Genomic DNA, 11,195 nt, shown 5'->3' with positions numbered 1-11,195 from the left:
GGCCAGGTCGAGCACCCGCTCGCCCGGCTCGGGCGCCAGCGCTTCGCGGGTGACGCGCCGCCAGTGCCGGTCCTGGCCGAACGACAGCACCGTGTTGGTCAGGTCGTAGCGCTTCGCGACGCCGTCGAACATCGCGGCGACCTCGCGAGGGTCCTTGTCCAAACCGGCCCGAGACACGCTCGCAGCCTACGTGCCGCGAGCGCTCACGCGGCCATCCGGTCGTCGCGCGGACGCCCGATGACCTCCGCGTAGTGCTCGATGAGTTCTTCGCACACGGCAGGCCACGTGCGTTGCGCGACGGAATTGCGCGCGGCCGAACCGAACCTCGCACGCAGCAGCGGATCCCGAAGCGCCTGCACCGCATCCCGCAACGCCTGCGCGTGCGCGTCCGGGTCGTGCGGGGGCAGCAGGTAACCGGTGCGTCCGGGCTGCACGAGATCGCGCGGGCCACCGGCGTCCGGTGCGATCGCGGGAACGCCGGAAGCCATCGCCTCCTGCACCGCCTGGCAGAACGTCTCGTACGGGCCGGTGTGCACGAACACGTCCAGGCTCGCGTAGATCCGCGCCAGTTCCTCTCCGGTCTGCAAGCCGAGGAACGCGGCGTCCGGCAACTGCTCGGCGAGGTCTTGGCGCTGCGGCCCGTCGCCGACCACCACGACCCGCACACCCGGCACGTCGTGCAGCGCGGCCAACCTTTCGATGTGCTTCTCCGGCGCGAGCCTGCCCACGTAGCCGACGAGCAGTTCGCCGTTCGGAGCGAGTTCGGCGCGCAACGCCCGATCCCGCTTGCCCGGCGCGAACCGCGCGGTGTCGACGCCGCGGCCCCAGCGGTGCACTCGCGGAATCCCGCGCTCGCGCAAGGCTTCGGCCGCCCAGGTGGACGGCGCCAGCGTGCGGTCCGCGCCGCAGTGCAACCGCCGCGTCCAGCGCCAAGCCGCCCGCGCGGTCAGCCCGAGCCCGTAGGACTCGGCGAATCCGGCGACATCGGTCTGGTAAACCGCGACCGACGGCACACCGAGCTTGCGCGCCGCCGCCAAGCCGCGCGCCCCGACCACGAACGGCGATGCCAGGTGCACGAGGTCCGGGCCGAACTCCTGCATCGCGTGCAGCAACCGGCGGGTCGGGAACCCGATCGGCAGCGACGAGACCACCGGCAGGTCCACGGCGGGCAGCCGGATCACGGGGGTTCCTTCGTGCTCCTCCGGGCCGGCACCCGGGGCGATCACGAGGGCCTGGCCGCCTCGGCGGCGCACGTGCTCGACCACCCGCAACACGGAGTTCGTGACCCCGTTGACCTGCGGCAGAAAGCTTTCCGACACGATGGCGATCCGCACGGTGCACACCGTGGCGAGCCATCCCGGCGCCCAGACGACCGCCACGTGACGGCAGGCCCAACGTCTTCCGAAACTCCTCCCAACACGCAGGCGGCCCCCGATCCCGCAGGTGGTCCTTCGCAGGTGGCGCGGTACCGCCACGGAACGCTCGTCGCGACTCCCATTCACGTCCACCTCCGCGTAGCGCCCCGGTCACCCGCAGCGCGCACGCTGGAGCGGCATGACGGTCTTGCCCTCCCAACCGCGCATCGAACCCGGGCTGTTGTCGCGCGCGCTGGAAGTCGCCGGGCGCCTCGCGAACGATGCGGCGGACGTGATCACCGCGACGGCCGGGCGGGGCGCCAGCCCGGCCGACACCGACTCGCCGTTCGACTGGGTGACCGACACCGGGCGCACCCTGGAACGGCACACCAGGCGCGTGCTCGCCGACGAATTCCCCGGCGTGCCGGTGTTCGGCGAGGAATTCGACTCCGCGCCCGACGCGGGCACGACCGTCGCCGAACAGCTCACCGCACGCGGCTCCTCGGCGCGTTACCGCTGGTCGGTGGACCCGGTGGACGGCACAGCGAACTACGTGGCCGGGTTGCCGTGGTGCGCCTACAGCCTGGCGATGCTCGACGAGCACGGGCCGGTGGTGGGCGTGGTCGCCGACCCGTACCGCTCGCAGATCTACGCGGCCGCGCGGGACCGCGGGATGCGGGCGAACGGCAGCCCGGTGCGGTTGGCGGACCGGCAGGACACCCGCGCGGGCATCGTGTGCACCGAGCTCACCCGCAGCGGCCCGTGGCCGGGCATAGACCGGTTCATCAGCAATGCGGCCGCCGCGCAAGTGGGAGTCCGGTTGCTGGGCTCGCCCGCGCTGGCGATCACGCAGGTGGCGCTGGGCCACGCCATGGCCGCGGTGCTGGATGCCTACGAGGAGTGGGACGTGGCCGGTGCGTTGTCGCTGGCCGCGGAGTCCGGTGCCGCCGTGCTGGATCGGCGCGGTGAGCCGTCGCCGCTGCCCGCGGGCGGGTTGCTGGTGGCGGCGCCTGCGGTGGCCGGTGAAGTGCTGGACTGGTGGCGGCAGGCGACCGGCTGATCAGGTTTCCAGCGGACAGGTAGCCGAATCTCAGCGCCCAAGTCCCGCCCGGGTTCCGACCTCTCGGGTCCCGGCGCAGTGGCCTCCGACGGCATCGGCGCGGCAGGTTCCTGCCGGAGAACCGCGGACATCGGCCGCAGCAGCGGGAACTGGTCGCGCAGCACCGCGACGTCACCGCGCAGGCGGGACAGGTCCGGATCCGCCACCAGCCGCTGAACGATCTCCAACAGCTCCTCGGCGATCGAGCCGAAGCGTTCGGCGGCATCGGCGACCTGCCCGCGGACCCGTCCCCGCACCTGGGCGCCGCGCGCCTGCTCCGGCGGGTTCTCGGCCGCCAAACCGCGCCCCAGCTCGACCAGCGCGGCCACGTTCGGCAGCTCGGCGTCCATCCGCCGGACCACCATGAGCAGTCCCTCGCGGGCGGGCGCGGACGAGACCGAATGCACCGCGCTCGCAGCGCGCGACACGGCTTGCTCACAACGGTCCAGGTCACGCGCCCAACAGTCGTAGCGGTCCGGTCGCACCGGAGCCGGCGCGGACGTGGTCCGGCTGCTGCGCGCGCTCAACAGCCGCAGCAGCGCCGCAGCAAGCGCGCCCGCGACCGCACCGGCCAGCACCGCCGACCACAAAGCGTTCATCACCAGGTGTGCCTTCCGCTTGGCTTCCGCGCACCGATCTCGCCCCTTGCGTCGGTGGCGGACCACGGCGGGGGATCTTCGGCGACACCGCCTCCACAGTGCACCCGGCACGGCCCGGATTTCGTCCGGGAAAGTACTCATTCGTCAACGATGATCAGGACATTTCGACCGGATCCGCGCGCACCAGGTGCTGCATGTCCGCGAGCACGAACGGCATCGACTCGGTGTGCACCCCGTACCGGCCGCCGCGTTCGGAGAACTCGGCCCGCGCCAAGTCCGGCAACTGGAGCCGGGCCACCGACAACGCCTCGTCCACGGCGGTGGCCACGTCGGTGCGCACCGAATCCGGATGCACCGCCGCACCCGCCTCGGCCAACCTGACCTCCACCGGGTGTGCGGCGAACAACTCCCCGGCGAGCGGCCACAACCGGTGCAGCGCCGCCAGCATCCGCCGCCGGGATTCGCCGTCGCCGAGCAGGATCACCCACTGCGCGGCGTGTTCCCGGTGCCTGCGCAGGTCCTGCCCGCACCGCTGGGCGATGTCGCTGAGCACCGGATCCCGGCTGCTCGCCAGCCGCTCGAAAATCGCGTGCCGCCAGGTGGCGAACAGCAGCAACCTGCCGATCGTGCCGGCGAAATCACCACCCGGCCCCGGCCCGCAGTCGATCTCGGCGAGCCGGACGTTCCGGAACTGACCGCTGTCCCGGTGGTAGGCGAGCCGATCGACGTCCGCACCGGTGAGTTCCGCCGCGCGGGACAGCAGCGTCCGCGCCTGGTCCAGCAGGTCGATCGCGATGCCCGCCAGCGCGGCGCTCTCCTCCAGGTCCGGCCCGCGCACGCCCCAACCGGAAAGCCGGTGCGCCATCAGCAACGCGTCATCGCCGAGCATCAGGCCGTACTGCGCGAGGTCCACGGCGGCGACGCCCGGCGGGACCGAACGGTTCACGATCCGCGACGGCGGTGTCCCCAGCACCCAGCCGCGCTGCTGGTCAGCGCCGGTGTCCCGCTCGGTGGCGTGGCCGCCGGAACCGGCCGGCTGCTGCCTGCCCACCGGCCTGATGCGGGTCCGCTCGATGGGATGTCCCGGTCCGGAGTCGAAGCTCACTGCGTTCATCTCGCTCACCACCTCACGGCGGTGCCGGCGTCGGCGCCCGCGAAAACACCCGCGTCTCGGGATCACGGCTCCACTGTGAACCCGCCCGAGGCGGCGCAGAAGGGACGGATTCCCCGGATCAGCTGCCTGCGGAGCGCTCGGCGGAGCGGCGCAACAACCACCACGCCGGCAACACGACCAGCCAGAGCACGACGAGCACACCGGCCACCGGCAGCAGCGAGAGCACCATGCCGCGGCCGGCGACGCGCACCAGGTCGGGGTTGCGGGTGTCGTACTCGACCTGCACGTACTGGCCCTTCTGCAAACCGGCCGGGTAGAGCACCCCGTTCGCCGGGATGTAGACGCCGCCTTCCGGGGTGCTGAACCGGACGACCGTGCGGGTCATCGACGTGCCGACCACTTCGGCGACGCCGCTGCCGCGGGATTCGGAGATCGTGCGGTCGTCGATCGCGCAGGCCACCACGACCGACAGGCCCAGCAAGCTGATCAGCACGCCCAGCGCCAGCACCGCCCGGGCCCCGACGCGGCGCACCCGGTGCGCGGGCCAACGAGATGCCGCGGTCCCGCCCGCACCGCCGGCCGCTTCCGACTCCGCTTCGCTCGCCACGGCCGCCGATTGTAGGGAGCCGGACCTCGGCTACCGCGGGGCAGTGCGCATACCCTCGGCGGAGTGGCGACCCCGAGCCCTCTCCGCGTCCGCACCCGCGAGATCCCCGACGACGATCCCCGCTACCACCGCCCGCTGCTGGACCTGCTGCCGAACCGCGCCGCGATGAGCTGGGTGCGGGACGGGTCCGGGCTGGTCGGCTGGGGCGTGGCCGCCAGGTTCGACACCGCTGGACCGGACCGCTTCGCCGAGACCGACACGTATTGGCACGAGCTGTGCGCACGGATGGACGTCGACGACGAGGTCCGGCTGCCCGGCACCGGTCCCGTCGCGTTCACCAGCTTGGCGTTCGGTGACCAGCCGGGAGATTCCGTGCTGCTGGTGCCTCGGGTGGTGATCGGCCAGCGGGACGGCGTCCGCTGGATCACCACCGTCGGCGAAGACGCCGCCGACGGAAACGCAGCCGACGAACCGGTGTTGCCGGTGCACGGACCGGGCACTGTGCGCTACGGCGACGGCCGGTTGCCGGCCACCGGATACCGCGACGTGGTCGCCGAGGCGGTGCGGACGCTGGCCAATGGCGGCGAGGTGCGGAAGGTGGTGCTCGCGCACGACCTGCTGGCCGAGACCTCGGAACCGCTGGATCCGCGGTTCCTGCTGGACAACCTGGCCAGGCGGTATCCGAGCTGCTGGACGTTCGCGGTCGACGGGCTGGTCGGTGCCACACCGGAGCTGCTGCTGGAGCGCACCGGGCACCGGGTGCGCTCGCACGTGCTGGCCGGGACGGCCTGGCCCCGTCCGGGCGTCAGCGCCGACGAACTGGCCGCGGGTTTGCTCGACTCGGCCAAGGACCGCGCGGAGCACGCGTTCGCCACGGAATCGGTCGCCGCGGAACTGCGCCCGTTCTGCGGGGAGCTGGCGGTGCCTGCGCAGCCGGAGGTGTTGCGGCTGCGCAACGTGCTGCACCTGGCTTCGCTGATCAGCGGCGAACTGCACCAGCACGCGGCGAGCAACGGCGTCGCCGCACTGCTGCGGCTGGCCTCCGCGCTGCACCCGACCGCAGCCGTCGGTGGCACGCCGACCGCCGAAGCGGTCGAACTCATCGAGAAGCTCGAGCTCATGGACCGCGGCCGGTACACCGGCCCGGTCGGCTGGGTCGACGGAGCAGGCAACGGTGCGCTGGGTCTCGCGTTGCGCTGCGCGCAGATCGAGCACCAGCCGGGCGACAGCGCCGCAGTGCCGGACGGCGGCAGCACGGTCCGGCTGTTCGCCGGCGGCGGCATCGTCACGGGCTCCGATCCCGATCAAGAGGTCGCCGAGGCCGCGGCGAAACTGCGTCCGATTCGCGAAGCCCTGGAAGGCGACGCCTGAACGCACCGCCCGGCCCGCGTGCAGGTGGGCGGCGCGTCCGGCGAGCGATCAGTGGTGGTCGTGCACCCGCTGATGCGTTGCGTCGATCTCGGCCACCGACTTCGGCGGTGTGCTCCCGGCACGGGTCGCCGACTCCGGGATCCCGCTGTCCGCTCCCGGCGCGGGCTTGCCCGGTGTGAACAGCCAGATCCGGAAGAACTCGTCGAGCTGCTTGCCGGAACGCTGCTCGGCCAGCGCGATGAAGTCCTCGATCTTCCCGTTGGAATACCGCTTCTCCGAGACCCAGGTGCGCACCGCGTCCAGCAGCGCCTCGTCCCCGATGACGTTGCGCAAGGCGTGCAAGGTCATCGCACCGCGGTCGTAGACGGCGTCGCCGAAGACGTTCTCCACACCCGGATCACCTGGCGGCACCTGCCAGAACGGGTCGTCCGCTGGAAGTGCCGAGTAGTAGTGGTCGAACAGTTCCTGCGCGGTGCCGTTGCCCTTCGCCTCCGACCAGAGCCACTCCGCGTAGGTCGCGAAGCCCTCGTTGAGCCAGATGTTGCGCCAGGTGTCCACCGACACCGAGTCGCCGAACCATTGGTGGGCGTTCTCGTGCACCACCACGGACGTGTTCGCGCCGTCGTCGAAGAACTTCGGGCTGTAGGTGGGCCGCCCCTGGTTCTCCAGCGCGAAGCCCATGTCCTGCGACGCGGACACGAGCCCGCCCTGGGTCTGGAACGGGTACTCGCCGAACAGCCCGGACAGGAACTCCAAGATCTCCGGGGTGCGTTCCACGCTGGCCCGCGCCGCACCGGCGTTCGGCCCGAGATCCTCCGCGTACGCCGTGACCGACTGCTGACCGAACGCGCCGGGCTTGGTCTCGACCGCGTACTGCCCGATGCCGATGAAGGCCAGGTAGGTCGCGGTGGGCTTCGGGTTGCGCCACTTCCAGGTGGTCCACCCGGCCTGCGACTCGGTGTCGGTGTTGGTGCCGTTGGAGACCACCTTGGTGCCGTCCGGCACCGCGACCGAGATGTCGAAGGTGGCCTTGTCCCGCGGGTGGTCGTTGCCGGGGAACCACCACGCGGAGATCTCGGGCTGACCGACCGCGAGCGCGCCGTCCGGTGTCCGGATCCACGGGTTGGTGCCGCCGACCTCGACGCTGGAGGGCACCCCGGCGTACTCGACGACGAAGGTGGCGGGCGCGCCTTCGGGCAGGTCCTGCGACGGCGTCACGGTGAGCTCGCTGCCCCGCTGGCCGAACTCGGCGGGCGCGCCGTTGACCCGGATCGACTTCACCGGGAGCGCGAAGTCGAGGTTGAACGCGGACAGGTCCTGCGTCGGGTTCGCCACGATCGTCGTGGTCCCCGCCAGGTGATCATCGGCCGGGTCGTAGCGCAGCTGCACGTCGTAGTGCGAGACGTCGTAGCCGCCGTTGCCGTACTCCGGGAAGTACGGGTCGCCCAGACCCGGTGCGCCCGGGCTCCCGGTCCCCGCCGCCGCGGGCTGCGCGAGGAAGGCCGCGGCACAGCACGTGGCGGCGGCGACTCGCAGTCCATGTCGTCGGAACACCAGGACACACCTCCCGAAGATCAGGTTCGCTCGCCGCAGCCTACGAATCGCACCGCAAACCCCGCGACACACTGCCGGGTGGGTTTTTTCCCAGAGGAAGCGAGAATTTTCGGCAATGCCGCCGGTGTCCGCGTGCGGAGCACTGTCGCGCAATCACGCGACCCGCTCAGATCGACTCACGCCGCAGCTCAAGAGTGTCCACTAAGGACTGCGCGGCGACGTGCACCGCTTTCCGCCGACACCGGGAGCACAGCGCTGGAGCCGCGATGAGCAGAAGCGGCCCGCCGATGCGCCTCCCGATGATTGGGAACCGGCGATCTCAACAGGTGGCGGCGAAGGGATCAGCCGAGCAGCGCGGAATTCACCACCGATTGCAGGCGCCCGTGCAGACTCCGCGTCTGCGTCCGGTCCGCCTGGACCTCGACCACCCGCAGGCCCCGCGCACCGTGCAACGCCTGCGCGAACTCCGAACGCTGCCGCACCCGGACGTGCTCCACCCCGTGCGCGGCGCAGAGCGCGGCGAGATCGGTGCCGTGCGGGGTGCCGAAGACCCGCTCGAACGAGGCCCGGTGCTCCGGAGTGCCCTGCTCCAGCAGCGAGAAGATCCCGCCGCCGTCGTCGTTGAACACGACCATCGTCAGGTCCGGGCGCTGCTCGTGCGGCCCCAGCAGCAGCCCGTTGCTGTCGTGCAGGAAGGTCAGGTCCCCGAGCAGCGCGTAGCACGGACCGTCGTGCGCGGTGGCCGCACCGACAGCGGTGGACACCGTTCCGTCGATGCCCGCCACTCCCCGGTTCCGGTGCACCGTCACGTCCGGACGGTGCCGAGCGGCCAACGCCACGTCCCGGGTCGGGTTGGACGATCCGAGCACCAGCAGCGACCGCGCGGGCAGCTCGTCGACCAGGTCGCGGGCCAGCACCGGTCCGTTCGGCCAGCGCTCCAGGTCCAGCGCCGCGTGCAGCGCGGCGGACACCTTCTGGTCGGCCTGCTGCCAGGCGGTGAGCCAGTCCGGGTCGGCCTCCCGCTCCGGAGCGGCGCCGAAGGAACGGGCCACCTCCCGCACGGCGTGCCCGGGCGCAGGCCAGTCGACCGCGGCGCCGTGCGCCAGCAGCACCTCCACCCCGGCGTCGGTCAGCAGCGACTGCACCTGCCGGAAGACCGTGGGCCTGCCCACGCACAGCACCTGTTCCGGCCGGTGCTCGCGCACGAACTCGGGCAGGTTCAGCAGCCACATGCCGGTGTCCACGGCCGCCGAACCGGCCAGCCCCACCCCGCCGGTCTCCGAAACGACCGGCCACCCGTGGCGCTCGCCCCAGTCCGCGGCCGCCTCGGCGTCTCCGTCGGCGACCAGCACCAGACCGCGCCGGGCGGTCAGCCCGCGCAGGCTGCTCGGCGCACCACCGCGTTCGGCGATCTCGGTCCACCGCGCCCCGCCGGGACGTCCGTCCAGCGACTCGCACCAGTCGAGGTCGCCGTCCGGCACCAGCGGCTCGCGGAACGGCAGGTTCAAGTGCACCGGCCCCGAGTGCGGGGAACCCCCGGCCGCGTTTGCCGCGCGGCAGGTCTGGCTGCGCCAGTACGCCTGCTGACCGGGCCGGTTCTCGGCCACCGCCAGCTCGTCGAACATCCGGACTTCGGAGCCGAACATCCGGTGCTGGTCGATCGTCTGGTTCGCGCCGGCGGCCCGCAGCTCCGGCGGCCGGTCGGCGGTGAGCACCAGCAGCGGTATGCCGGAGTGCGCGGCCTCGCTCACCGCGGGATGCAGGTTCGCCGCCGCCGTGCCGGAAGTGCCCACGACGGCGACCGGCCTGCCGTCGACGGCGGCCAGCCCCAGCGCCAGGAACCCCGCGCTGCGCTCGTCGATGCGCACGTGCAGCCGCAGCCGCCCGGCCGCGTCGGCGGCGTGCAGCGCGAAGGACAGCGGTGCGTTGCGCGATCCCGGGGAGAGCACGACGTGGCTGATCTCGTTGCGGATCAGTTCGTCGACGATGACCTCGGCCTGTGCCGCGGACGGATTCAACCCATCACCCCGGACTCCCTCGAAAGCTGCCCCCTGCGGACCGCTCCCAGTGTCGCCCGGGACACCGGACCATTCGGACCCGGTACCGGCTGCGCCACCGGAACGGGCGGCCACTGGGCCACCGGGACGGACAAGCGCTGGGCAGCCGCACCGCGCGGCCGGCGCCCTCCTGATGTTCCGGGCGCCGGGGCTCGGCCTATTGTCCCAGGCGTGCTGAACTCCCGTGTTTCTGAGCTGTTCGACCCCGCCGCGTGGGAGCCGGTGGCCGGGTTCGACTTCACCGACATCACCTATCACCGCTGCGTCGAGGACGGTCCGGGACGCGGCACCGTCCGGATCGCCTTCGACCGCCCGGACGTGCGCAACGCCTTCCGCCCGCACACCGTCGACGAGCTGTTCCGCGCGCTCGATCACGCGCGGATGACCAGCGACGTCGGGTGCGTGCTGCTGACCGGCAACGGCCCGTCCGCGAAGGACGGCGGCTGGGCCTTCTGCTCCGGTGGTGATCAGCGCATCCGCGGCCGTTCCGGATACCAGTACGCCTCCGGGGACACCTCGGAGACCGTCGACCCCGCCCGCGCGGGCCGGCTGCACATCCTGGAGGTGCAGCGCCTGATCCGGTTCATGCCCAAGGTCGTGATCGCCGTGGTGCCGGGCTGGGCCGCCGGCGGCGGGCACAGCTTGCACGTGGTGTGCGATCTCACGCTGGCCAGCGACGAGCACGCCCGCTTCAAGCAGACCGACGCCGACGTCGGCAGCTTCGACGGCGGGTTCGGCAGCGCCTACCTGGCTCGCCAGGCCGGGCAGAAGTTCGCCCGCGAGATCTTCTTCCTCGGCCGCCCGTACTCCGCCCAGCAGGCCCACGAGATGGGGATGGTCAACGAGGTCGTCGAGCACGCCGAGCTGGAGTCGACCGCGTTGCAGTGGGCGCGGGAGGTCAACGGCAAGTCGCCCACCGCGCAGCGGATGCTCAAGTACGCCTTCAACGCCATCGACGACGGGCTGATCGGCCAGCAGCTGTTCGCGGGCGAGACCACCCGGCTCGCGTACATGACCGACGAAGCGGTCGAGGGCCGCGATGCGTTCTTGCAGCGCAGGGAGCCGGACTGGAGCGAGTTCCCCTGGTACTACTGACCGCGCCACCGGGCCGCGGGCAGCGCTGAGCGCCGGTGGCCGGGGCGCCTCCGCCGCGGCCACCGGCAGCGCGCCGGGAAGTTCGCAGCCGTTGCGGTCCTGGAGCCGCACGCCCATCGTCATCACCGCTTCCGCTCGTCACCGGTCTCTGCAAGAACCATCGACCGGCCGGGTCGAACAGTTGAGCGAGTTCATCCGAACTGGTGATCGAGTTGTGATGGACGGAACCGTTGCCGCAGGCCGCCGACCCGCCGCGAGCACCGGCAGGCGCAAGATGAGCGGTATGCCGACCGCCCGCGAACCCCGGCCCGGTGCGCTCCGCTCCCGGGAACTCCGAGAACTGC

The 11,195-nt window shown here is 72.0% G+C and carries 9 protein-coding genes; 3 read left to right on the top strand and 6 right to left on the bottom strand.

What is annotated here, in order from left to right:
• Together IJH84_RS07245 and IJH84_RS07240 are read right to left on the bottom strand one after the other, a co-directional pair.
• Positions 1-177, bottom strand: a 177-nt coding sequence (locus IJH84_RS07245; protein ID WP_295141814.1) for a class I SAM-dependent methyltransferase, incomplete at its 3' end; no start/stop codon positions are given.
• A gap of 26 nt (positions 178-203) precedes the next feature.
• Complete coding sequence (locus IJH84_RS07240; protein WP_200069369.1) at positions 204-1,334, bottom strand: glycosyltransferase family 1 protein; 1,131 nt, start codon at positions 1,332-1,334, stop codon at positions 204-206.
• 220 nt (positions 1,335-1,554) lie between these two features.
• Here IJH84_RS07240 and IJH84_RS07235 point away from each other — a divergent pair, with 220 nt between their 5' ends.
• The gene (locus IJH84_RS07235; RefSeq protein WP_295141810.1) at positions 1,555-2,415 is read left to right on the top strand and encodes an inositol monophosphatase; all 861 of its coding nucleotides are present in this window, start codon (positions 1,555-1,557) and stop codon (positions 2,413-2,415) included.
• A 792-nt stretch (positions 2,416-3,207) separates the two neighbouring features.
• On the opposite strand, the gene paaC is transcribed toward IJH84_RS07235, so the two are convergent.
• Positions 3,208-4,167 (bottom strand): 1,2-phenylacetyl-CoA epoxidase subunit PaaC, encoded by a 960-nt coding sequence (gene paaC / locus IJH84_RS07230; protein ID WP_200068945.1) that lies wholly within the window; start codon positions 4,165-4,167, stop codon positions 3,208-3,210.
• 118 nt (positions 4,168-4,285) lie between these two features.
• Entirely contained in the window at positions 4,286-4,774 is a 489-nt protein-coding gene (locus IJH84_RS07225) for a DUF3592 domain-containing protein (protein WP_200068944.1), read from the bottom strand.
• A 63-nt stretch (positions 4,775-4,837) separates the two neighbouring features.
• On the opposite strand from IJH84_RS07225, the gene IJH84_RS07220 reads away from it, so the two are divergent.
• Positions 4,838-6,145 (top strand): isochorismate synthase MenF, encoded by a 1,308-nt coding sequence (locus IJH84_RS07220; protein ID WP_295141804.1) that lies wholly within the window; start codon positions 4,838-4,840, stop codon positions 6,143-6,145.
• A gap of 48 nt (positions 6,146-6,193) precedes the next feature.
• On the opposite strand, the gene IJH84_RS07215 is transcribed toward IJH84_RS07220, so the two are convergent.
• Together IJH84_RS07215 and menD are read right to left on the bottom strand one after the other, a co-directional pair.
• Complete coding sequence (locus IJH84_RS07215) at positions 6,194-7,699, bottom strand: M1 family metallopeptidase (protein ID WP_295141801.1); 1,506 nt, start codon at positions 7,697-7,699, stop codon at positions 6,194-6,196.
• Positions 7,700-8,040: 341 nt separating this feature from the next.
• Positions 8,041-9,717 carry a 2-succinyl-5-enolpyruvyl-6-hydroxy-3-cyclohexene-1-carboxylic-acid synthase gene (gene menD, locus IJH84_RS07210; protein WP_295141798.1) on the bottom strand — a complete coding sequence of 559 codons (1,677 nt, stop codon included), beginning with the start codon at positions 9,715-9,717 and terminating at the stop codon, positions 8,041-8,043.
• A 210-nt stretch (positions 9,718-9,927) separates the two neighbouring features.
• On the opposite strand from menD, the gene IJH84_RS07205 reads away from it, so the two are divergent.
• On the top strand, positions 9,928-10,851 hold the full coding sequence (locus IJH84_RS07205) for a 1,4-dihydroxy-2-naphthoyl-CoA synthase (RefSeq protein ID WP_200068941.1): 924 nt from the start codon (positions 9,928-9,930) through the stop codon (positions 10,849-10,851).
• The last annotated feature ends 344 nt before the right edge of the window (positions 10,852-11,195 follow it).

Origin of the sequence: Saccharopolyspora sp., assembly GCF_017434145.1 — a bacterium.
Taxonomy (GTDB): Bacteria; Actinomycetota; Actinomycetes; order Mycobacteriales; family Pseudonocardiaceae; genus Saccharopolyspora_C; species Saccharopolyspora_C galaxeae.
This window is presented reverse-complemented; position numbering and strand designations above follow the sequence as displayed.

What these genes read in the sequence shown, in the direction of transcription:
- IJH84_RS07235 (WP_295141810.1), top strand. Translation starts at nt 1,555, where the DNA reads ATGACGGTCTTGCCCTCCCAACCGCGCATCGAACCCGGGCTGTTGTCG.
- paaC (WP_200068945.1), bottom strand. Translation starts at nt 4,167, where the DNA reads ATGAACGCAGTGAGCTTCGACTCCGGACCGGGACATCCCATCGAGCGG.